This window comes from Streptomyces yangpuensis (genome assembly GCF_024666385.1).
Taxonomy (GTDB): domain Bacteria; phylum Actinomycetota; class Actinomycetes; order Streptomycetales; family Streptomycetaceae; genus Streptomyces; species Streptomyces yangpuensis.
Map to the genome: position 1 here is coordinate 2,169,066 of NZ_CP102514.1, position 20,572 is coordinate 2,189,637.

Sequence of the window (20,572 nt, forward strand, 5' to 3'; positions counted from 1 at the left end):
CCGCAGGGGCATCGCCCCGGTCAGGTCCCACGGCCCTTCGTGGTCGGACAGGCCTCAGCGGCCACCACCCCAGCCGCCGCCGTCGCCGCCACCACCGTTGCCTCCGCCGCCGTTGCCGCCGCCCCAGTCGCCGTTGCCACCGCCGCCACCGCCGCGGCCGCCCCAGTCACCGTTGCCGCCGCCACCGCCGCCGCCCCAGTCGCCGTTGCCATTGCCGCCGCGGCCGTTGCCCCAGTCACCGTTGCCGCCCCGGCCGTCGCCCCAGTCGCCGTTGCCGCCGCGGCCGTTGCCCCAGTCGTTCCAGTTGCCGTTGCCGCCGCGGCCGGAGTTCCAGTTGGCATCGTCGTGCCAGTTGTTCCAGTTGTGGCGGCGCCAGTCGGAGTCGTTCCAGTTGCTGTCCCGCCAGTAGCCGCGGTCGCCGCCGACGCCCGCGTTGTCCCAGCACCAGCTGGGCCGGTCGCGCCAGTCGTGGTTGCAGCAGTAGTCCCACCGCGCGTCGGAACGGTTCGAGGGGTACCGGTAGCAGTCGTAGCCGCCGTTCCCGCCGCCGCTGCCGGAGACGACCGAGGCGGAGGCACTCGCGACGGGCAGCAGACCGATGGCGATTCCTGCGGCGCCCGCCATGGTTGCCGCAACGATCCTACGGCGCATTCTCATGCACCTCCGAACATGTCTCGCTTATCAGGCCTTTACGGTCCTTTCCACCCTCACTCCGCCCGGCCGACCTGTCAAAGCGGAAAGGCCCCCCGCCGCGCTCCGTGGAGCGTGGCGGGGGGCCTCCCATCAGGCATTTTTAGAGGTCGAAGTAGAGCTCGAACTCGTGCGGGTGCGGACGCTGCGCGATCGGGGCGATCTCGTGCGTGCGCTTGTAGTCGATCCAGGTCTCGATCAGGTCGGGGGTGAAGACACCGCCGGCCAGGAGGTACTCGTGGTCCTCCTCCAGGGCCTTGAGGACGTCCTCGAGGCTGGTCGGGACCTGCGGGACGCTCGCGTGCTCGTCCGGGGAGAGCTCGTAGAGGTCCTTGTCGATCGGCTCCATCGGCTCGATCTTGTTCTTGATGCCGTCGAGGCCCGCGAGGAGCAGGGCCGAGAAGGCCAGGTACGGGTTCGAGGACGGGTCCGGCGCGCGGAACTCGACACGCTTGGCCTTCGGGTTCGAGCCCGTGATCGGGATGCGCATGGCGGCGGAGCGGTTGCGCTGCGAGTACACCATGTTGACCGGCGCCTCGAAGCCCGGCACCAGGCGGTGGTACGAGTTCACCGTCGGGTTGGTGAAGGCGAGCAGCGACGGGGCGTGCTTGAGGATGCCGCCGATGTAGTAGCGGGCGGTGTCCGACAGGCCCGCGTAGCCGGCCTCGTCGTAGAAGAGCGGCTCGCCGCCGGCCCACAGCGACTGGTGGACGTGCATGCCCGAGCCGTTGTCACCGAAGATCGGCTTCGGCATGAACGTCGCGGTCTTGCCATTCTTCCAGGCGACGTTCTTCACGATGTACTTGAAGAGCATCAGGTCGTCGGCCGCGGCCAGCAGCGTGTTGAACTTGTAGTTGATCTCGGCCTGGCCGCCGGTGCCGACCTCGTGGTGCTGGCGCTCGACCTGGAGGCCCTGGGCGTCGAGCTCCAGGGAGATCTCGGCGCGCAGGTCCGCGAAGTGGTCGACCGGGGCTACGGGGAAGTAACCGCCCTTGTAGCGGACCTTGTAGCCGCGGTTGTTCTCCTCGGAACCGGTGTTCCAGGCGCCGGCCTCGGAGTCGATGTGGTAGAAGCCCTCGTTCGCGGTGGTCGCGAAGCGCACGCTGTCGAAGATGTAGAACTCGGCCTCGGGACCGAAGAACGCGGTGTCGGCGATGCCGGTGGAGGCGAGGTACGCCTCGGCCTTCTTCGCGATGTTGCGCGGGTCGCGGCTGTAGGCCTCACCCGTGATCGGGTCGTGGATGAAGAAGTTGATGTTCAGCGTCTTGTCGCGACGGAACGGGTCCAGACGCGCGGTGGTGATGTCGGCGCGCAGGGCCATGTCGGACTCGTGGATCGCCTGGAAGCCGCGGATCGAGGATCCGTCGAAGGCGAGCTCCTCCGCCGGGTCGAATGCCCGCGCCGGGATCGTGAAGTGCTGCATCACACCAGGCAGGTCGCAGAAGCGGACGTCGACGAACTTGACGTCGTTCTCCTCGATGTACTGCTTGACTTCGTCGGCGTTCTGGAACATCCAACTCCTCCTACTCCCGGCCCCGGGGGAGGGACGGGCTTTATAGCTCGTGGTGCGTCAGTGCGGTGCCGCACGCTGACCCGACCATAAGCAGACGGGATTTCCCAAGCATGACCCATTTGTTTCGCACAAGTTAACCAGGGTCCGGCCGGAGTGCCGTGAGGCGCCACCGGTACCGTGGTCGGGTGGACAACAGACAGGCAATCGGATCCTGGCTCTCCGGCCCCAAGGCGGCCGCCGAGGAGATGGGCGTCGACTTCGGTTATCCGGGCCAGCAGCTCGGTCTGCCGCAGGAGGGGCCCGGCTCGGTGGCGCGCTTCGGGCGCCGGATCGCAGCCGTGGCCCTCGACTGGGTCGGCTGCCAGCTCATCGCGTACGGGCTGATCACCGGCGGGAACCTGGCCGCCGCGGGCAACTGGACCCTCGGGCTCTTCGTCGCCCTGACGATCCTGACGGTCGGCACCGTGGGCTTCACACCCGGCAAGCGGGCCCTGGGCCTGCGGGTGATCGCGGAGGACGGCGGCCGCCTCGGCTTCGTCCGGGTGGTCGTGCGCACGCTGCTGCTGGCCCTGGTCGTCCCGGCGCTGATCTGGGACCGCGACGGCCGCGGCCTCCACGACCGGCTCGCGCGCGCCGTCCAGGTCCGCATCTAGCAGGTTGCGAGCGGGGACCAGACGGGGACAGGGGCGCCCCCCGAGCCGGCCGGCTCGGGGGGCGCCCCTGTCTCGTATACGAAAATCTGCTGAGCGCGTCGGCGCGTCAGCGCATCTTTCCGCCGCGCGGCATCTTCATGCCCTTGGGCATGGGGCCCTTCGGCAGCGGCATGTTGCTCATGAGGTCACCCATGGCCCGCAGCTTGTCGTTGACCTGGGTGATCTGCGGTCCGGTCAGTACGCGCGGCAGCTTGAGCAGGGTGGTGCGCACCTTCTTGAGCGGCACCTCGCCCTCGCCCGTGCCCACGATGAAGTCGTGGACCGGCACGTCCGGCATGATCCGGGCCATCTTCTTCTTCTCGTTCGCGAGCAGCGGCTTCACCCGGTTCGGGTTGCCCTCGGCGATCAGGACGACGCCGGCCTTGCCCACGGCACGGTGGACGATGTCCTGCTGCCGGGTCATCGCGATGGCCGGGGTGGTCGTCCAGCCCCGTCCCACGTTGTCCAGTACGGCCGCGGCCGCTCCCGGCTGCCCCTCCATCTGCCCGAAGGCAGCCCGCTCGGCCCGTCGCCCGAAGACGATCGCCATCGCGAGGAACGCCACCAGGAAGCCCAGGATGCCCAGGTAGACCGGGTGGTCGATCAGGAAGCCGATCGCAAGAAAGACACCGAAGGTGACGATTCCCACGCCCGCGACGATCAGACCGACCTTCGGGTCGGCCTTGCGCGTCATTTTGTACGTCAGGGCGATCTGCTTCAGTCGCCCGGGGTTCGCAGCAGTCTCTGCGTTTGACTTCCTCGCCATACCCAGAGTTTACGTGGCCTGCGGGGTCCGGGTAGCCGCGGCCTCAAGTACGTGTTCGGTTTCGACGCGGTCCTTGGCCCTCTTGCGATCCTCCAGAACCGCCGTCCAGGCATTGCGGCGGGCCCCGCTCATGAGGAGGGACTCGATGCCCCGGAAGGCGTCGGAGAGCGTCGGGATGGCGATGGCGCGTACGGGCGCGGCCTGCATGATGTCGATCCCTTTCACGATGCTCACGTCTGCGCGAGGTGGGCGGGCGGGTACGGTGCGTGGTCCAAGCGTCACTGACTGGTGTTACCAGGGCGTGACCGGGCGGTCAAATGTGATGGACACGTTGCATACGCCGACGCGGCCCGCCGGGTTCTTTCCTCAGGAAAGAGCCTAGGGGCCGCGCCGATGCGGTATTACTCGTTGGTAGCACTTTGTGCGCGACTTCACACGTACAGTCGCGCCCCACGTCACACGGTCGCGCGCTTCTCGCCCTCTCGGTCGAGCTCCGCCTCGCCACCGCTGCGGCCGCGTGCCCGCCCTCGTGCCTCGGGCGGACCCGCAACCTACGCTACGGCTCCGCTGCGCTTCTCCATCGCCTGCTGGTACAGACGGCCGGCCCGGTAGGACGAGCGGACGAGCGGGCCGGACATCACGCCCGAGTAGCCGATCTCCTCGGCCTCCTTCGCCAGCTCCACGAACTCGGCCGGCTTCACCCAGCGCTCGACGGGGTGGTGCCGCGGCGAGGGCCGCAGGTACTGGGTGATGGTGATGAGCTCGCAGCCGGCCTCGTGCAGGTCCTTCAGGGCCTGCGAGACCTCCTCGCGCTCCTCGCCCATGCCGAGGATCAGGTTCGACTTGGTGACCAGGCCGTACTCACGCGCCTTGGTGATCACCTCGAGCGAGCGCTCGTAGCGGAAGCCGGGGCGGATCCGCTTGAAGATCCGCGGCACCGTCTCGACGTTGTGCGCGAAGACCTCGGGGCGGGAGGCGAAGACCTCCTCCAGCAGCTCCGGCACCGCGTTGAAGTCGGGGGCCAGCAGCTCGACCTTGGTGTGCCCGGCCTCGCGGCCCGCCGTCTGCTGGTGGATCTGGCGCACGGTCTCCGCGTACAGCCAGGCACCGCCGTCGGCGAGGTCGTCGCGGGCGACACCGGTGATGGTGGCGTAGTTCAGGTCCATCGTGACGACGGACTCGCCGACGCGGCGCGGCTCGTCGCGGTCCAGCGCCTCGGGCTTGCCCGTGTCGATCTGACAGAAGTCACAGCGCCGGGTGCACTGGTCACCGCCGATGAGGAAGGTGGCCTCGCGGTCCTCCCAGCATTCGTAGATGTTGGGGCAGCCGGCCTCCTGGCACACCGTGTGCAGCCCTTCGCCCTTCACCAGGGCCTGCATCTTGGTGTACTCGGGACCCATCTTCGCCCGCGTCTTGATCCACTCGGGCTTGCGCTCGATGGGGGTCTGGGCATTCCGGACCTCCAGGCGCAGCATCTTGCGACCGTCGGGTGCGACTGCGGACACGACCGGCTCCCTGTGACTTCGATTGTTCGGGCGCCCACCAGGGTACGCCCGTAATTTCGTACGCTCTTACGCCGACCAACCTGCGAGCGGCCGGACTCATTCCCGTCGCCGGGAGGTCTCTATGCGGTCTCGATCTCGCGGGGCCGCAACTCGGCGTGCTCCAGTACGTCCTTCAGGTGACGCTCGACGACCGGGAGCACCTCGGCGACGGTGACGTCGCGGCCCAGTTCGTACGAGAGCGAGGTCACACCGGCGTCCCGGATCCCGCACGGGATGATGCGGTCGAACCAGGTGCTGTCCGGGTTCACGTTGAGCGCGAAGCCGTGCATGGTGACGCCCTTGGCGACCCTGATCCCGATGGCGGCGAGCTTGCGGTCCTCGCGGCGCTGGCCGGCGTTGGAGGGGGCGTACTCCGGGCCGTTGAGCCGGGGGTCGAACTCCTCGTCGTGCAGGCGCGGGTCCAGCTCCAGGGAGAGGCCGCCGATCTTCGGGCGCTCCTCCACGGGGTCGCCGAGCACCCAGACACCGGAGCGGCCCTCGACCCGGGTGGTCTCCAGGCCGAACTCGGCGGCGGTGCGGATCAGCGCCTCCTCCAGGCGGCGGACGTGGGCCACGACGTCCACCGGGCGGGGCAGCTTCATGATCGGGTAGCCGACCAGCTGGCCCGGGCCGTGCCAGGTGATCTTGCCGCCGCGGTCGACGTCCACCACGGGGGTGCCGTCCAGCGGGCGCTCGCTGGGGTCCGTGCGCCGGCCGGCCGTGTAGACCGGAAGGTGCTCCACCAGCAGGCAGGTGTCCTCGATCTCGTCCGCGAAGCGGGCCGCGTGCACCCTGCGCTGCTCTTCCCAGGCCCGGGTGTACTCGACGGATTCCGCTCCGAAGCCCAGACGGACAAACCCAAGCTCAGCCACCGCAGCGCCTCCTCATTGAACCTGCTGTGTGCACGTACTTCACTGAGCAAGGGTACGGCGGCCCGTACGAGCCCCTTCAGGACCCCGTTCGCGGCCCGGTCCGCGGACCCGCCTCCGGCTGCGGCCCGGGCTGCGGCCCGGGCTCCGGCAGGGGCCACGGCAGTTGCTTCGGCCGTCGGCGGCCCTTCGGCGGGCGGTCCGGATCCTCGTCCGCGCGCGGCAGCCGCCGGTGGCCCTCCGAGTGGTCGTTCACCCAGCCGCACACGCCACAGGCGTAACGTCCGTCGAGCCCCGCGATGTAGGTGCCGCAGCGCCGGCACTCGGCCTCGGTCAGCTCGGGCGCAGGCAGCGGAGCGGTGGATTCGGGCCGCTCCTCGGGCAGGTGTGACGGGTGGTGCCGGCGGGTCATGGCCCGCAGCGTACGCGGACGGAGGGGGCGAGTCCGTAAAGAGCCCTACCGATTCTGCACACGATCGGATGAATGTGGGGCAGAGAGGGCGGCCCGGGCGGAGTTCGCCGCTACATTCACGCCGTTCAAGGGCCGGGACTCCGGTCCGTCACGTCAGGAAACCGTGGAGCCGATGACGGAACGACCTGCCCAGCGTGTCCCCAACCGGCAGCTCGCGGCGCTGATCGCGGAAGCCGGGTTCTCCAACGCCGGGCTCGCCCGCCGCGTCGACCAGCTCGGTCTGGAACACGGTCTCGACCTGCGGTACGACAAGACCTCCGTGACCCGCTGGCTGCGCGGCCAGCAGCCGCGCGGGACCACCCCGGCGCTGATCGCGGAGGTCTTCACCCGGCGGCTCGGCCGCCGGCTCTCCGCGCAGGACCTGGGCCTGGACGCCTGTGCTCCGGTCTACGCGGGGCTGGAGTTCGCGGCCACCCCGGAGGAGGCCGTGGACATCGCGAGCGGCCTGTGGCGCAAGGACTCCGGCTCCCACGCCGAGCTCCGGAAGATCGCCTTCACCCCGGCCGGGCTGGTGGTGCCCAGCCGGGACTGGCTGATCGGGCGGCCCGACGAGCGCGTGGCACGGGGCGCGGAACCGGCCGCGGCCCGCGTCCCGCTCCAGGGCCGGACCTCGGTGCCGCGGCAGCGGCAGATCGACCGCGGACCCGGGCAGCGCGTGACGGCCGGCGACATCGCCGCGCTGCGGTCGGTGAGCGAGCTGTTCCGGACGCTGGACCACACCTACGGCGGCGGGCACGCCCGCCAGGCGCTCGTGCGGTACCTGGAGCACGAGGCCGAGCCGATGCTCCGGGGCACCTACGGCGAGACCACCGGGCGGCGGTTGTTCGCCGCCGCCGCGGACCTGACCCGGCTCGCGGGGTGGACCTCGTACGACATCGCCGCGCACGGACTCGCCCAGCGGTACTTCGTGCAGGCCCTGCGGCTCGCGCAGGCGGCCGGGGACCGCCCCTACGGCTCGTACGTGCTGGTCACCATGAGCCGGCAGGCGGTCTACCTCGGCCACGGCCGGGAGGCGGTGCAGCTGGCCCGGGTGGCCCAGCAGGGCGTCGGCTCCGGGCCGCCGCCCGTGGTGCAGGCCCTGCTGCACGCGGCGGAGGCGCGGGGGCACGCGGTCCTCGGCGAGGTCAGGGCGGCCACGGCCTCGCTGGTGCGGGCCGAACGCGCGCTGGGCGCCGCCCGGCCGGGGGACGACGTGCCGCACTGGGCGCGCCAGTACGACGAGGCGCAGCTGGCGGACGAGTTCGGGCACTGCCACCGGGACCTCCAGCAGTACCGGGCCTCGGCGCAGCACGCGGAGCGGTCCCTGCAGCTCAGGGCGCCGGGGTTCGCGCGGTCGCGGCTGTTCTGCCGGGTGGTGCTGGCGACGGCCCGGCTGGGGCTGGGCGAGCTGGACCAGGCGTGCGCGCTGGGCGCGGAGGCGGCGCAGCAGGCGATGGAGATGCGGTCGGTGCGTGCGGTGGAGTACGTACGGGACTTCGAGCGGCGGCTGGAGCCGTACCGGGACGCCTCGGCCGTGCGGACGTACCGGGACCGGGTGGCGGCGCTGTCCTGAGGGGCCGCCCGGGGTGGGGCTGTGCGCGGCAGGGGCCCGGTCCCGAGGCGGAAGGACCGGGCCCCTGGGTCGTGGGTGGTTCTCAGGCCGCCACCGGGAGTGCGGGCTCCGGGGCGACCGGGAGCGGGATGCCGAAGTCGCGCAGGATCGCGCCGGCGGCGCGGCGGGCCGAGTGCAGGGCGCCCTGGACGGTGTTGGTGTCGCGGTGGTCGCCGCACACATAGAGCCCGGCGAGCACCCGGACGGGGCGGCGCCGGTCGTGGGGCGGGGGCATCGCGGGGACGGCGTCCGGGGTGTGGTGGACGGCCAGCAGTTCCCATGTGCGGGTGCCGGTGTCGTAGAGGCGGGCGAGGCGCGAGGCGACGGTGCGCAGCGGTGGCGGCGGGCCGAGCACGGTCGTGGTGACCAGGCTGCGGCCGGCCGGGGCCCGGGTGGGGTCGACCGCGCTCATGACGGCGGTGTGGCAGACGGGCCAGTCGGGGTCCCCGTCCACGATCAGCGAGCCGTCCCGGTGCAGCGGCGTGGCGGTGGCGTGGTGCAGGACGGTGAGCTCGTGGAAGGCGGGCACGCGCAGGCCGGGCAGGAGCTCGGCGGCGGCGCGGGCGCCGGTGGCGAGCAGGACGGAGCGGCAGCGGAAGTCGCCGTGCTCCTCGGTGGTGACCAGGTTGGTGGCCACCGACCGGACCGTGACGCCGGTCCGTACGGTGCCGGGCGGCAGGCCCTCGGCGAGCAGGTCGGGCAGGGTCCCCGCACCGCCTTCGGGCACGGCGAGGCGGCCGCGGGCGAAGGTGCGCAGGGCCAGGTCGGCGACCCGGCTGGAGGTGGTGAGCTCCGGGTCGCGGAGCAGGGCGGAGAGCAGCGGCCGGAGTACGCCGTGCAGGGTCCGCGACGGCAGGCCGCGGGTGCGCAGGGCGGCGGCCGCGGTGCGTTCGGGCCGGGCGAGCAGCTTGTCCGCGGGCAGCGCGGCGAGTCGGCCGAGGGCGGCGCCGAGCCGGGCCTGGTCGAGGGAGCCGCTGGCCAGGGCGCGGGCGGGTGTGAGGGACGCGGCCCGCACCTGCCTCCCGTCGGTGTGGACCAGGACCCCGGGCGAGAAGGGGCGCAGGACCAGGGCCCGCAGGGCGGGGGTGCGTTCGAGTTCGCTGTACGCGGTGTTGAGCAACTGGGCGGTCCGGTCGAGCCGGAACCCGTCGGCCGATTCGGTGGCCATCCGCCCGCCGGGGTCGTCCGCGGCCTCCAGGACGGTGACGGTGACCCCGGCTGCGATCAGGTGGTGCGCGGCCGCGAGTCCTGAGACCCCGGCTCCTACGATGACGACGTCCGCATGGTGTGCGGCATTGGGTGCGCTGCTGAGCACGTGCCCCTCCCCGAGGTCGGCGCGGCTGTGTGGGGATCCTCCTTCCCCCAACGGGTCGCGCGGGAACCCGAGTTCGGTCGGGTATTGCGGACAACTCCGGTCGCACAACGGTCGCATCCGGGTCACAAACGGTCGCACACGGTCGCACGCCGTTGAGGGGAGTGCGGCTCGTCGGAGTGCCGTTCGTTGGAGTGCGGCTACTGGAGTGCGGCGCGGATGGCCTGCTCGATGCCGGGGTCGCGGAAGACGAAGCCGGACTCCAGGAGCCGGGCGGGGCGGGCCCGCTGACCGCCCAGCACGTCCTCGGAGAACTCCCCGAGCGCGATCCGCAGGGCCACGGCCGGCACGGGCAGCACCGCCGGCCGGCGCAGCACCCGGCCCATGGCGGCGGTGACCTGGCGGTTGGTGAGCGGCTCCGGAGCGGTGAGGTTGACGGGACCGCTGAGCGAGGGGGTGTCGATGATGTGGCGCAGGGCCGCGACCTCGTCCCGGAGGGAGATGTACGGCCAGTACTGGCGGCCGTCGCCGAGCCGGCCGCCGACGCCCGCGCGGAACAGCGGGAACATCCGCCCCCAAGCCCCGCCCTCCTTGGCGACAACCAGTCCGGTACGGGCGAACGCGGTCCGGATCCCGGCCTCCCGGGCGGGGGCGGCGGCGGCCTCCCACTCCACGCAGACCGAGGGCAGGAAGCCGTGACCGGCGGGGGTGTCCTCGTCCACGGGGCGGTCGCCGGTGTCCCCGTAGTAGCCGACGGCGGAGCCGCTGACCAGGACGGCGGGCGGCTCGTCGAGGCCGGCGAGGGCGTTCGCGATGGCGGCCGTGCCCAGCACCCGGCTGTCGCGGATCTTCCGCTTGTACGCGGCGGTCCACCGGTGGTCCCCGATCCCGGCCCCGGCCAGGTGCACGACAGCCCCGCAGCCGGCCAGCCCGGCCGGGTCCACGTGGCCGCGCTCCGGATCCCACCGCGCCTCGTCCGGGGCGGCCGGCTCCCGTCGCACGAACCGCACCACCTCGTGGCCGTCCGCCCGCAGGGACCGCACGAGTGCACTGCCGATGAGCCCGGTCGACCCGGTGACTGCGATACGCATGGCCCCATCCTGCCGGGTCGCTGCACTGTGCTCGGGCGGATCGGGGGCGCGTCGTCGTCCTTCGCCGGACGCGCGTGCCCCGGCGGGCCTCACCACACGGCGCTCCGCGTCCGCGCCTCGATCGCCGGCGGGGCTGCACTTCCGGGAGGCCGGGCGGTCAGGCGGTGGCGGTGCCGAGCCAGGTGCCGACCGCGTAGGTGACGGCCATGGCCAGGGCCCCACCGGCGACGTTGCGGCCGACCGCCCTCGGCACGGGCGCCCCGCCCAGCCGTGCGCTGAGCACCCCGCACAGCGTGAGCGCCCCCAGCACCGCCACCACCGTCACCGGAACCCGCGCCGACGGCCCCGGCAGAATGATCGCCAGCAGCGGCAGCAGGGCCCCCACGGTGAAGGCGACGAGGCTCGCGAAGGCCGCGTGCCACGGGTTGGCCAGCTCGTCCGGGTTGATCCCCAGCTCCACCCGGGCGTGGGCCCGCAGGGCGTCGCGTTCCGTGAGCTGCTGCGCCGCCTCCCGGGCCACGTCCAGGCTCAGGCCGCGCTCCGCCAGCAGGTCGGTGAGCTCGTCGAGTTCCGCCTCCGGCTCCTCGGCGAGTTCCTTGCGTTCCATGTCGAGCGCGGCCCGCTCGGAGTCCCGCTGGGAGCTGACGGAGACGTACTCCCCGGCCGCCATGGACAGCGAGCCCGCCAGCAGCCCGGCGACGCCCGCCGCCAGGATCGTCGCGCGGGAGGTGGTGGAGCCGGCCACGCCGACCACCAGGCCGGCGGTGGAGATGATCCCGTCGTTGGCGCCGAGCACTCCCGCGCGGAGCCAGTTGAGCCGGGTGCTCATCCCCGCGCTCGCCGGGCCGTCGCCGGTGCCGTGCGCCTCGACGTGGGCGCGGCCGAGCGCCCTCCCGGGGCCTTCGTTTCCCGTCACGCCACCACTGTCGCGGCCCGGGGCGCGCGGAGCCACCCGGCGGGCCGGTCCGGGGTGCGCGGGCGGGGCCCCCGTACCAGGGTGGAGGGGTGAGACGCGGACGCGAGGATCCGGGCGGGCTGCGCGGCGAGCCACCGCCGCGCTGGGCGCGGATCGCGCCCGCCGCGGCCCTGGTGGCGCTCGTCCTCGCACAGGCGCTGACGACCGATGTGGAGCTGGGCTTCTTCCTGGCGGGCCTGCCCCCGGTGGCCGCCTTCGCCTACGGGGCGGCCGGGACCGCGATCTTCGCCGCCATCGTCCTGCTGCTGCTGGGGGTGCACGACATCGGCGTCGCCCAGGCCCGGGGGACGGACCTGGCGACGGTGGCCGTCGTCGGGCTGCTGAGCGTGGTCATCGCCTGGGTCCGTCAGCGCCGGGACGAACAGCTGGTCAGCGTGCGGACCGTCGCGGAGGCGGCTCAGCTGGCGGTGCTGCCGCCGGTGCCGGAACGGGTGGGCGCGGTGCGCTGCTCCGGCCTCTACCGGGCGGCGCAGCGCGGCACGCTGGTGGGCGGCGACCTGTACGACGTACGGGTCGGGCCGTTCGGGGTACGGGCGCTGGTCGCGGACGTGCAGGGGCACGGCCTGGCGGCGGTGGCCACGGTGGCGGCGCTGCTCGGGGCCTTCCGCGAGGCCGTCCTGGACGACCCGGAGCTGGCGGCGGTGGCGGTCCGGCTGGACCGGCGGTTGCTGGCGGACGCGGCCGACACCCATGTGGACCATCCGGAGCTGTTCGCGACGGCGGTGCTGGTGGAGTTCCCGCCGGGGCAGGACCTCGTACGGTTCGTGTCCTGCGGGCATCCGCCGGCGCTGCGGCTGCGGGGGGCGGCGGTGGACGAGCTGCCGGTGGAGCCGGGCCCTCCGCTGGGTCTGGGGCTGGCGGGGCCCGATCCGCCGAAGGTGGTGGAGCTGCCGGTGCTGCCCGGGGACCGGTTCCTGCTGCACACCGACGGGGCGACGGAGGCCCGGGACGCGGCCGGGCACTTCTACCCGCTGGCGACCCGGGTGCCGGTACTGGCGCGGGACCCGGGCGGCCTGGTGGGGGCGGTGTGGCAGGACCTGGCGGCCTTCACGAACGGCGGGCCGGGCGACGACGTGGCCCTGCTGCTGCTCTCCCCGGACGGCCGCGCGTGACCTCCCCGCCGGACCGCGGTCGGGGGCCCGGACCCGGTCCGGTCCGGTCCGGTCCGATCCGGTCCGGTCCGATCCGGTCCGGGGGCCCGGCCGCCCGTGGAGGGCCGGCCGGGGCCCCGGCATGCGGTGATGAGCCGTCACGAGTCCTTGATGAACGCGCGCACCATCTTGCAGGTGACGTTGGACGGCCGGTGGATCCCCGTCCGGACGGCCATCGTCCGGATCTTCCGGTTGGTGGCGCGCTTCGCGTCATAGGTCCCCGAGTCGAGCAGGGATATCGCCAGCCGCATCGCCTTCAGACGGCGGTTGTGGCTCTCGTACCACTCGCGGGGCAGGCCCGCCGGCAGCGGCTTCTTCTGGACGGGCCGGACGGTGCTGGCAGTGGCCATCTACAGCCTCCCAAACGGTAGTTGGCTTCCTGTCGTTCTCCTTCGATTTTACCGGGGACCACTGACAGAAGACCCTGGTCGGACGGGCCCCGGGTAGGGTCGGCGGCATGGAGATCTGGATCAATCCCGCGTGTTCCAAGTGCCGCAGCGCGCTCACCCTGCTGGACGCGGAGGGCGCCGAGTACACCGTGCGCCGGTACCTGGAGGACGTGCCGTCCGAGGACGAGATCCGCGAGGTGCTGGGCCGCCTCGGGCTGGAGCCGTGGGACATCACGCGCACCTCGGACCCGCTGGCGAAGGAGACCGGCGTACGGGACCTGCCGCGGGAGGAGACCGACGCGGCACGGGCCCTGTGGATCGCCCACCTGGCCGCGCACCCGAAGCTCATCCAGCGCCCGATCATCAGCGCCGAGGACGGCACCGCCGTGGTCGCCCGCTCCGAGGAGGCCGTCCGCGACGCGCTGTCCCGGGCGGCCCGGGCCCGGCCCTGATCCGCCGGACACCCCTTAGCCGGCGAGCAGGCGGGCGATCTCGGCGGCGGCCGTCAGGGGCAGCGCGTGGTGCGCGACCCCGGGCAGTACGTCGATCCGCGCGCCCGGCAGCGCCTCGCGCGCCGCGCGGGCGGCCCGGCGGGGGTCGTGGCAGCGGGCCCGCCCGGCGAACAGCACGTCCACCCGCAGGTCCGTCCGTGCGGCCGGTGGTTCCGCGAGCCGGGCGAGGTCCGGCCGCGGGCCGGTGACCGGGCGGGCGGTGGGGAACCGGGCGGTCTCGTCCTGGAGCCGGAGCCAGGCCGGGTCGAGGGGCGTCCCGCCGGTCTCCCAGGCGAGGAAGGAGCGGATCCGCTCCGGGGTGGGCCGCAGCAGCATGGGCAGGGCGCGCAGGACGTAGCCGGGGCGGAGCCCGGCGAAGACCCCGGTCGGGTCGAGCAGGACGAGACGGCCGGTCCGGTCGGGCCGCCGGGCGGCGTGGTGGGCGGCGATCCAGGCCCCGTACGAGTGCCCGCCGAGGGTCACCGGGCCGTGCGGGGCGAGCCCGTCGAGGACCGCGTCGAGCCAGCCGGTCAGGTCCTCGGGGCTCCGCAGGGGCCGCCCGGCTGCCGGGACGCTGAGCCCCGGTTCGCCCACGAGGTCCACGGCGTGCACGCGGTGGGTACGGGCCGCCCCGGCGGCGGCGCAGGCGCCCCACACCGCGGAGGTCGCTCCCCCGCCCGGCAGCAGCACCAGCGGCGGGGCGCCGGCCGGGCCGCAGCTGTTGACGCGGGTGACGCCGTAGGGGGTCGGCAGGTCGACGGCTTCGACGGGCCCGGGCCAGCCGGCGAACACCTCGTCGTAGGCGGCGCGGAAGGCGGCGGATGGGGCGGAAGAGGTGGTCCGGGACACGGGCTGCTCCAATGCCTCGCCAGGCGATAATCTCGCTGAACGAGATATTAAGCAGGGGGCGATGTGCACGACAACCACGAACCGGCCGACGGCCGACCCGGAGACGACGAGCCGGAGAACCTGCGGCTGGTGCACCTCCTGCGGGCGGTGACCGTCGAATTCGGCCTGCGGCAGACGGAGTTCGCCGCTCGCAACGGCATGCACCCGACCGACGTGCGGGCCTTGATCTGCCTGCTGGACGCGGCCCGCGCCGCCGAGCCGGCCACGGCGGGCCTGCTCGGCGCCCGGCTCGGCCTCAACTCGGCGGGTACCACCGCCGTGATCGACCGGCTGGAACGGCTCGGCCACGTGGCCCGGGTCCGCGACGAGCACGACCGGCGCCGGATCCTGCTGCGGGTGGAACCGGCGGCGATCCGGCTGGGCCGGGAGTTCTTCGGCCCCCTGATCGACGGGGTGCTCGGAGTGCTGGACTCCTTCGACCCCGCCGAACGCAGCACCGTCCGCCGCTTCCTGACGGCCACCCACGCCGTCTTCACACCGACCCCCCGCCCATGACCGCCGCCGACGAAAAAGCGGGCCCGGGATCCGGCTGGGGGTCCGACCTGCACCTGGAGCTGCCCGCCGAGGGTGCCCGGCGTACCGCACTGGCCCAGGCGCTGCGCGACGCCGTGCGCAGTGGCCGGCTGGCCGGCGGGACACGGCTGCCGCCGTACCGGGCTCTGGCCGCCGACCTCGGGCTGGCGCGCAACGCCGTCGCCGACGCCTACGCCGAGCTGGTCGCCGAGGGCTGGTTCACGGCCCGGCAGGGCTCCGGCACCCAGGTCGCGGAGGGGGCGGCGGCCACCCCCGCACCGGCCGCCGGGTCCGGACCCTCGCCCGCACGGCCCCGGTTCGACCTGCTCCAGGGCAAGCCCGACCCCGCCTCCTTCCCGCGGGGCCCCTGGGCCGCCAGCGCCCGGCGGGCACTGGCCGGGGCGCCCACCGAGGCCTTCGGGCCCGGCGATCCGCGGGGCCGCCCGGAGCTGCGGCGGGCCCTGGCCGGCTATCTGTCCCGGACGCGTGGCGTGCGTACGGCCCCCGGGAACATCGTGGTCTGCTCCGGCTTCGCCAACGGGCTGCGGCTCCTCGCGTCCGTGCGGCCCCGGGACTGGGCCGTCGAGGCGTACGGACTCCCCTTCCACCACGGCATCCTCGACGCCGCCGGGGTCCGCCCGCACCCCGTGGCGGTCGACGAGGACGGCGCCCGGACGCGGGAAATGCCCTCCCGGGCACGTACGTTGCTGCTCACACCGGCGCACCAGTTCCCGACCGGGGGCCACCTGCCGCCCGCCCGGCGCGCCGCGGCCGCGGAGTGGGCCCGTACCACCGGCGGGGTGATCGTGGAGGACGACTACGACGGGGAGTTCAGGTACGACCGCAAACCGGTCGGCGCCGTGCAGGGCCTGGCCCCGGGGCACGTGGTGTACGCGGGCTCGCTCAGCAAGAGCCTGTCCCCCGCGCTCCGCCTGGGCTGGCTGGTCCTCCCGGACGCCCTGGTCGAGGAGGTGCTGGCGGCGAAGGGACTGCGGGAGTCCTGGGCGAGCGCGCTGGACCAGCTGACCCTCGCCGACTTCATCGACCGCGGGGCGTACGACCGGCACGTGCGGCGGATGCGGCTGCGCTACCGCCGCCGCCGCGACCAGCTGGTCTCCGTACTGGCCGCTCGCGCCCCGCAGGTCCGGGTCACGGGCATCGCGGCGGGTCTGCACGCCGTGGTGGAGCTCCCGCCGGGGCGTGAGGCCGGGGCGCTCGCGGCGGCCCGTGCGGCGGGGCTGGCCCTGGACGGCCTCTCCTCCTACCGGCACCCCGCCGCCGGCCCCGCGCCGTCCCGCGAGGGGCTGGTCGTCGGCTACGCGGCGCCCCCGGAGTCGGGCTTCACCCGCGCCCTGGAGGTCCTGACGGAGGTGGTCGGCCGGGCGGTGGCGGGCGGGTAGCGAGGGGTCTGCGGCGGCTGCGGGGTCCGCGAGGGCTGCGGGGTCTTCACACCGTCCCCACCCGCGGTTCTCGTAGGGTGGCCGGAGTGCCGAAATAAGGACATACCGCACCGAAGGACTCAGTCGTGACCGAGCAGCAGCCGCAGCCGCAGGAAGGCGGCCTGACCACTCGCCCGCCTCACTCACCCCACCCGTCCCACCGGCACGCCGACTGGATGTTCGGCGGGGTCTACGGGACGGTCCTGGCCAGCGCCCTGATCGCCGCGCTGCACCAGGACGGTGAGGACTTCACCCCGTTCTACGACGCCAGCTGGGTCCTGGTGACGGCGGCCACGGCGGGGCTCGCGCACGGCTACGCACACCACATGGCCTCCCACCGGGAGGGCTCCGGCAGGCGCCGCTGGCGGCTGCTGGCCCGGGCCCTGTGGGACGAATGGCCCCTGGTCGTGGCCACTCTTCCCACCGTGCTGCTGCTGGCCGCCGCGGGGCTCGGCGACTGGGACGCCTACGACGTGACGGCCGGCGGACTCGGCCTGAACACCGCCCTGCTGTTCGGCTGGGGCGCGCTCGTGGCCCTCCGGGTCGGCCACCGGCTCGGCCGGGCGCTGATGTTCGGCCTGGCCGATGCCGCCATCGGCCTCGCCATCATCGCGGCCAACGCCCTCATCAAATAGGAAGGTGCGCCTTGCGACCATGAGCCGCGCCTCGGACAGGGAGCCGCGCCTCACACCGGGAGCTGCGCCTCCGCCTGCGCCAGGATCTCCGTCAGCCTGGCCCCGAAGTCCGCGCCGCGCGGATCGGGCACACCCGTGCGGGCGGCGGTGAGCAGCGCGTCCAGGGCCCGCCCGTACGCGCCCGGTACGTCGCTCCAGCCGGGCAGTGCGTGCACACCCTCGGTGCCGCGCAGTTCCAGCCCCACCCCGGCGGCCGCGCGCGGCGCGCCCAGGCTGAGCACGGCGGCGCTGGCCGCGCCGGAGGCGTGCCGCAGCGCGAGCTGGACGACGTCGGAGGGGCCGCGGGTGGCGCTGACCTCGGTGACGTCGCCGAGGATCGGGATCAGGACCGACAGGGCGTGCGGCCCGACGTCCCACAGGCCGCCCTTGGCCTTGCGCCAGGGCGAGTCGGCGTAGGCGCTGGGCGTTCCGTCGGGCGGGAAGACGGCGCCGAGCCAGTGCGCGGCGGCGGTGAACCAGCCGGTGCGGGCGGCCTGTTCGGCGACCCAGCCGGCGGTGGGCTCGGCGAAGCGCAGGGTGAGGAAGACGACGGAGGCGACCCCGTGGCGGTCGGCCGCGTCGGCGACGGCCCGGGCGTCCTGCGGCGTGGTCGCGACGGGCTTGTCGAGCAGCAGGTGGCAGCCGGCGGCGGCCGCGCGCACCGCCAGCGGGGCCTGCACGTCGGGCGGCAGGGCGAAGGCGGCGACGTCACAGTCGGCGAACAGCTCGTCGGGGTCTTCGTACACCTTCACGCCGTACTCCTGCGCCAGTTCCGCGGCGGCTTCGGGCCGGCGGCCCCACACTCCGGCGAACTCGGATCCGGTGTGCGCGGCGAGGGCCGGGGCGTGGGTGCGGTGGGCCCATGGGCCGGTGCCCAGCAGGCCGACCCGGGGGCGCGGGCCTGCGGGGGCCTGCCCGGCGGCGGTCGGGACGGGGTCTGCGGCGGGGCTCAAATCAGACGAAATGCTCACGCGGCCAGTCTGCCGCACTCGGACGGGTGCTCGGCAGCCAACCCGCACATGGGGCGCGACCAGCGGCGTAAACCTCGGTAACACGGGGTTCACACACGGGCAACGGAGGAGAAATGGCGGGCGGGCACGCTGCGGTCAACACCGCAGCGATGAAGCGGCGGCCGGCAGCACCCGCAGAGTCTGAGGATGGGCCCGTGAGCTACAAGGCTGAGTACATCTGGATCGACGGCACCGAGCCGACGGCGAAGCTTCGCTCCAAGACGAAGATCCTGGCCGACGGCGCCGAGCTGCCGATCTGGGGCTTCGACGGATCGAGCACCAACCAGGCCGAGGGTCACGCCTCCGACCGCGTGCTCAACCCCGTGTTCTCCTGCCCGGACCCGATCCGCGGCGGGGACGACGTCCTCGTGCTGTGCGAGGTCCTGAACATCGACATGACCCCGCACGAGTCGAACACCCGCGCGCTGCTGCGTCCGGTCGCCGAGAAGTTCGCCGGCCAGGAGCCGATCTTCGGTATCGAGCAGGAGTACACCTTCTTCGACGGGGTCCGCCCGCTCGGCTTCCCCGTGGGCGGCTTCCCGGCCGCGCAGGGCGGCTACTACTGCGGCGTCGGCTCGGACGAGATCTTCGGCCGCGACATCGTCGAGAAGCACCTGGACCACTGCCTGGCGGCGGGCCTGGAGATCTCCGGCATCAACGCCGAGGTCATGCCCGGCCAGTGGGAGTTCCAGGTCGGCCCGCTGGGCCCGCTGGAGGTCTCCGACCAGCTGTGGATCGCCCGCTGGCTGCTCTACCGCACCGCCGAGGACTTCAACGTCTCCGCGACGCTGAACCCGAAGCCGGTCAAGGGCGACTGGAACGGCGCGGGTGCGCACACCAACTTCTCCACGAAGTCGATGCGCGAGGACTACCGCGCGATCATCTCGGCGTGCGAGGCGCTGGGCGAGGGCAGCAAGCCCCTCGACCACGTGAAGAACTACGGCGCCGGCATCGACGAGCGCCTCACGGGCCTGCACGAGACCGCCCCGTGGAACGAGTTCAGCTACGGCGTCTCGGACCGCGGTGCCTCGGTCCGCATCCCGTGGCAGGTGGAGAAGGACGGCAAGGGCTACATCGAGGACCGCCGCCCGAACGCGAACGTGGACCCGTACGTGGTGACCCGCCTCATCACGGACACCTGCTGCACCGGCCTGGAGAAGGACGGCCTGGCCTGACGCCCCGGCCTGACGCCCCGGCCTGACGCCCCGGCCTGACGGCCGCCGCTCCCCTCCCCCGGACACCGACCACGCCCGCCGCGCCCCCGAGGCCCGGCGGGCGTTGTCAGTGCCGGGTGGGACGGTGTCCTGGCCCGCCGGGCCGGCCTGGGAGCGGCTCGACTTCCCGCCCCACCAGCCGCCCCCCACCGCGCCGTCGCTCGATCCGGAGCGCCACGCACCGTAGACCTCCCGTGCGGCCCGGGAGAACGCCACATGGGCGGGGGGACGAGCTGCCCACGATGCGGTACGCGTGACGGGACCGGACTGGCGCAAGCGGTGGGAGCGTTGATGAATTGCCCTGGTTTGCCCCAGCGCTCGGACCGGATGGTGAGATCTTGATCCGACATCCGAGACGCCGCCTGCCCCGGGGGCATTGCTTCTGCTTGAATGGGGTCATGGCCAGCCACCCGCACACCTCGTCAGGTCGCAGCGACCTCGAGCCGTTCTGGCCGTCCCGTCAGGACCACGACTTCGATCGTGAGTGTTGCCGCGCGAAGAACGCGCCGGCCCTCTAAAGCCTCCGGGACCTCTCCTCCGAGCTCCTCCGGGGCCTTCGGTCTGCGCGGTACGACATCGATGACGCACGTACGTCTCCTGCCGCCCCTCCGCGTGAAAGAGCTGACCACTCATGGCGAACCCCCGCTCCCTGACCTCCGCTGCGACCGCTTCCCCGACCTATCCGCCCAGTCCCCGCACCCGGCTGCGCGCCGTGGACCGTGACGAGGTGGCCCGTGTCGTGGATCTCCTCCCGCCCGGCGCCACCTGGCTGCCCGCGCCCCAGCACACCCTTCCGGCACTGCCGGGCCGGCCGCCGATGGTCGGCTACCTGGTCCTCGTACCGGCGGACCAGCAGCCGCCGATCGGCTTCGCCCCACAGGCCGTGGCCGCCTCGGCACCCGCGGCACCCGCGGCCCAGCCGGTCGCCACAGCTCCGGCCGCCGGCGGGGGCGACGCCCTGATCCGTATCGACGCGGCGCAGCGCACCGCCGAGGTCGACGGCCGCGTACTCGACCTGACGTACCTGGAGTTCGAGCTGCTGGCCCACCTGGTGGAGCACCCGCACCGGGTGCACAGCAGGGACCAGCTGGTCACCACGGTCTGGGGCTACGGCCACGTCGGCGACGGCCGGACCGTGGACGTCCACATCGCCCGGCTGCGGCGCAAGCTGGGCGGGGCGCACCGCGGCGCCATCCAGACGGTGCGCCGGGTGGGCTACAAGTACGCCCCCTGACCTGCCGGGAACCATGCGGGAACGACGGTGGG

At 73.4% G+C, this 20,572-nt stretch carries 22 protein-coding genes; 9 read left to right on the plus strand and 13 right to left on the minus strand.

From position 1 onward, the window contains the following. Positions 1 to 54: 54 nt before the first annotated feature. A complete protein-coding gene (locus NRK68_RS09970) occupies positions 55 to 651 on the minus strand; it encodes a hypothetical protein (RefSeq protein ID WP_257855605.1) in 597 nt (198 codons plus the stop codon). A 142-nt stretch (positions 652 to 793) separates the two neighbouring features. After that, entirely contained in the window at positions 794 to 2,203 is a 1,410-nt protein-coding gene (gene glnA / locus NRK68_RS09975) for a type I glutamate--ammonia ligase (RefSeq protein ID WP_030654817.1), read from the minus strand. 185 nt (positions 2,204 to 2,388) lie between these two features. Here glnA and NRK68_RS09980 point away from each other — a divergent pair, with 185 nt between their 5' ends. Beyond that, positions 2,389 to 2,856 carry an RDD family protein gene (locus tag NRK68_RS09980; protein ID WP_046775156.1) on the plus strand — a complete coding sequence of 156 codons (468 nt, stop codon included), beginning with the start codon at positions 2,389 to 2,391 and terminating at the stop codon, positions 2,854 to 2,856. Between the two features lie 106 nt (positions 2,857 to 2,962). Here NRK68_RS09980 and NRK68_RS09985 read toward each other — a convergent pair whose 3' ends face one another. The 5 genes from NRK68_RS09985 to NRK68_RS10005 all read right to left on the minus strand — a co-directional run bounded on the left by NRK68_RS09985 (position 2,963) and on the right by NRK68_RS10005 (position 6,486). After that, complete coding sequence (locus tag NRK68_RS09985) at positions 2,963 to 3,661, minus strand: DUF4191 domain-containing protein (RefSeq protein WP_030961648.1); 699 nt, start codon at positions 3,659 to 3,661, stop codon at positions 2,963 to 2,965. Positions 3,662 to 3,670: 9 nt separating this feature from the next. Further along, on the minus strand, positions 3,671 to 3,868 hold the full coding sequence (locus tag NRK68_RS09990) for an SCO2195 family GlnR-regulated protein (RefSeq protein ID WP_030010916.1): 198 nt from the start codon (positions 3,866 to 3,868) through the stop codon (positions 3,671 to 3,673). Positions 3,869 to 4,212: 344 nt separating this feature from the next. Continuing rightward, entirely contained in the window at positions 4,213 to 5,166 is a 954-nt protein-coding gene (gene lipA, locus NRK68_RS09995; RefSeq protein ID WP_183065091.1) for a lipoyl synthase, read from the minus strand. A gap of 119 nt (positions 5,167 to 5,285) precedes the next feature. Further along, the gene (gene lipB, locus NRK68_RS10000) at positions 5,286 to 6,077 is read right to left on the minus strand and encodes a lipoyl(octanoyl) transferase LipB (RefSeq protein WP_183065092.1); all 792 of its coding nucleotides are present in this window, start codon (positions 6,075 to 6,077) and stop codon (positions 5,286 to 5,288) included. Between the two features lie 76 nt (positions 6,078 to 6,153). Further along, on the minus strand, positions 6,154 to 6,486 hold the full coding sequence (locus NRK68_RS10005; RefSeq protein ID WP_183065093.1) for a hypothetical protein: 333 nt from the start codon (positions 6,484 to 6,486) through the stop codon (positions 6,154 to 6,156). A gap of 172 nt (positions 6,487 to 6,658) precedes the next feature. Here NRK68_RS10005 and NRK68_RS10010 point away from each other — a divergent pair, with 172 nt between their 5' ends. Beyond that, positions 6,659 to 8,098, plus strand: coding sequence for an NsdA family TPR-like regulatory protein (locus NRK68_RS10010; protein WP_030961654.1), 1,440 nt, complete (start codon positions 6,659 to 6,661; stop codon positions 8,096 to 8,098). 82 nt (positions 8,099 to 8,180) lie between these two features. Here NRK68_RS10010 and NRK68_RS10015 read toward each other — a convergent pair whose 3' ends face one another. The 3 genes from NRK68_RS10015 to NRK68_RS10025 all read right to left on the minus strand — a co-directional run bounded on the left by NRK68_RS10015 (position 8,181) and on the right by NRK68_RS10025 (position 11,369). Beyond that, positions 8,181 to 9,452, minus strand: a complete 1,272-nt coding sequence (locus NRK68_RS10015; protein WP_257855606.1) for an NAD(P)/FAD-dependent oxidoreductase — start codon at positions 9,450 to 9,452, stop codon at positions 8,181 to 8,183. Positions 9,453 to 9,649: 197 nt separating this feature from the next. Next, on the minus strand, positions 9,650 to 10,540 hold the full coding sequence (locus NRK68_RS10020) for a TIGR01777 family oxidoreductase (RefSeq protein ID WP_257855607.1): 891 nt from the start codon (positions 10,538 to 10,540) through the stop codon (positions 9,650 to 9,652). Between the two features lie 157 nt (positions 10,541 to 10,697). Further along, positions 10,698 to 11,369 (minus strand): VIT1/CCC1 transporter family protein, encoded by a 672-nt coding sequence (locus tag NRK68_RS10025; protein WP_183065579.1) that lies wholly within the window; start codon positions 11,367 to 11,369, stop codon positions 10,698 to 10,700. Between the two features lie 176 nt (positions 11,370 to 11,545). Between NRK68_RS10025 and NRK68_RS10030 the strand changes: the two genes are divergently transcribed. Then, positions 11,546 to 12,628 carry a PP2C family protein-serine/threonine phosphatase gene (locus NRK68_RS10030; protein ID WP_183065096.1) on the plus strand — a complete coding sequence of 361 codons (1,083 nt, stop codon included), beginning with the start codon at positions 11,546 to 11,548 and terminating at the stop codon, positions 12,626 to 12,628. Between the two features lie 137 nt (positions 12,629 to 12,765). Here NRK68_RS10030 and NRK68_RS10035 read toward each other — a convergent pair whose 3' ends face one another. Then, entirely contained in the window at positions 12,766 to 13,017 is a 252-nt protein-coding gene (locus NRK68_RS10035) for a hypothetical protein (RefSeq protein ID WP_030961661.1), read from the minus strand. A 107-nt stretch (positions 13,018 to 13,124) separates the two neighbouring features. On the opposite strand from NRK68_RS10035, the gene NRK68_RS10040 reads away from it, so the two are divergent. Then, positions 13,125 to 13,508 carry an ArsC/Spx/MgsR family protein gene (locus NRK68_RS10040; RefSeq protein ID WP_257855608.1) on the plus strand — a complete coding sequence of 128 codons (384 nt, stop codon included), beginning with the start codon at positions 13,125 to 13,127 and terminating at the stop codon, positions 13,506 to 13,508. A 15-nt stretch (positions 13,509 to 13,523) separates the two neighbouring features. Here NRK68_RS10040 and NRK68_RS10045 read toward each other — a convergent pair whose 3' ends face one another. Beyond that, entirely contained in the window at positions 13,524 to 14,396 is an 873-nt protein-coding gene (locus NRK68_RS10045; protein WP_257855609.1) for an alpha/beta fold hydrolase, read from the minus strand. Between the two features lie 63 nt (positions 14,397 to 14,459). Here NRK68_RS10045 and NRK68_RS10050 point away from each other — a divergent pair, with 63 nt between their 5' ends. The 3 genes from NRK68_RS10050 (at position 14,460) to NRK68_RS10060 (ending at position 17,043) form a co-directional block, all read left to right on the plus strand. Continuing rightward, a complete protein-coding gene (locus tag NRK68_RS10050; protein ID WP_257855610.1) occupies positions 14,460 to 14,951 on the plus strand; it encodes a MarR family winged helix-turn-helix transcriptional regulator in 492 nt (163 codons plus the stop codon). Further along, positions 14,948 to 16,369, plus strand: a complete 1,422-nt coding sequence (gene pdxR, locus NRK68_RS10055) for a MocR-like pyridoxine biosynthesis transcription factor PdxR (RefSeq protein WP_257855611.1) — start codon at positions 14,948 to 14,950, stop codon at positions 16,367 to 16,369. The genes NRK68_RS10050 and pdxR overlap by 4 nt, the downstream gene beginning before the upstream one ends. A gap of 125 nt (positions 16,370 to 16,494) precedes the next feature. Beyond that, positions 16,495 to 17,043, plus strand: a complete 549-nt coding sequence (locus NRK68_RS10060) for a hypothetical protein (protein ID WP_257855612.1) — start codon at positions 16,495 to 16,497, stop codon at positions 17,041 to 17,043. Positions 17,044 to 17,093: 50 nt separating this feature from the next. Here NRK68_RS10060 and NRK68_RS10065 read toward each other — a convergent pair whose 3' ends face one another. Next, positions 17,094 to 18,047: a Gfo/Idh/MocA family protein gene (locus NRK68_RS10065; RefSeq protein WP_373024433.1), complete on the minus strand. Its 954-nt coding sequence runs from the start codon at positions 18,045 to 18,047 to the stop codon at positions 17,094 to 17,096. 200 nt (positions 18,048 to 18,247) lie between these two features. Between NRK68_RS10065 and glnII the strand changes: the two genes are divergently transcribed. Both glnII and NRK68_RS10075 read left to right on the plus strand, forming a co-directional pair. Beyond that, complete coding sequence (gene glnII, locus NRK68_RS10070) at positions 18,248 to 19,267, plus strand: glutamine synthetase (RefSeq protein WP_183065100.1); 1,020 nt, start codon at positions 18,248 to 18,250, stop codon at positions 19,265 to 19,267. Between the two features lie 670 nt (positions 19,268 to 19,937). Next, positions 19,938 to 20,540 (plus strand): winged helix-turn-helix domain-containing protein, encoded by a 603-nt coding sequence (locus NRK68_RS10075; RefSeq protein WP_257855613.1) that lies wholly within the window; start codon positions 19,938 to 19,940, stop codon positions 20,538 to 20,540. The last annotated feature ends 32 nt before the right edge of the window (positions 20,541 to 20,572 follow it).

What these genes read in the sequence shown, in the direction of transcription:
- NRK68_RS09985 (WP_030961648.1), bottom strand. Translation starts at nt 3,661, where the DNA reads ATGGCGAGGAAGTCAAACGCAGAGACTGCTGCGAACCCCGGGCGACTG.
- pdxR (WP_257855611.1), top strand. Translation starts at nt 14,948, where the DNA reads ATGACCGCCGCCGACGAAAAAGCGGGCCCGGGATCCGGCTGGGGGTCC.
- NRK68_RS10075 (WP_257855613.1), top strand. Translation starts at nt 19,938, where the DNA reads ATGGCGAACCCCCGCTCCCTGACCTCCGCTGCGACCGCTTCCCCGACC.
- NRK68_RS10040 (WP_257855608.1), top strand. Translation starts at nt 13,125, where the DNA reads ATGGAGATCTGGATCAATCCCGCGTGTTCCAAGTGCCGCAGCGCGCTC.
- NRK68_RS10035 (WP_030961661.1), bottom strand. Translation starts at nt 13,017, where the DNA reads ATGGCCACTGCCAGCACCGTCCGGCCCGTCCAGAAGAAGCCGCTGCCG.
- NRK68_RS10020 (WP_257855607.1), bottom strand. Translation starts at nt 10,540, where the DNA reads ATGCGTATCGCAGTCACCGGGTCGACCGGGCTCATCGGCAGTGCACTC.
- NRK68_RS10025 (WP_183065579.1), bottom strand. Translation starts at nt 11,369, where the DNA reads ATGAGCACCCGGCTCAACTGGCTCCGCGCGGGAGTGCTCGGCGCCAAC.
- glnA (WP_030654817.1), bottom strand. Translation starts at nt 2,203, where the DNA reads ATGTTCCAGAACGCCGACGAAGTCAAGCAGTACATCGAGGAGAACGAC.
- NRK68_RS10010 (WP_030961654.1), top strand. Translation starts at nt 6,659, where the DNA reads ATGACGGAACGACCTGCCCAGCGTGTCCCCAACCGGCAGCTCGCGGCG.
- NRK68_RS09990 (WP_030010916.1), bottom strand. Translation starts at nt 3,868, where the DNA reads ATGCAGGCCGCGCCCGTACGCGCCATCGCCATCCCGACGCTCTCCGAC.
- NRK68_RS10005 (WP_183065093.1), bottom strand. Translation starts at nt 6,486, where the DNA reads ATGACCCGCCGGCACCACCCGTCACACCTGCCCGAGGAGCGGCCCGAA.
- NRK68_RS09970 (WP_257855605.1), bottom strand. Translation starts at nt 651, where the DNA reads ATGCGCCGTAGGATCGTTGCGGCAACCATGGCGGGCGCCGCAGGAATC.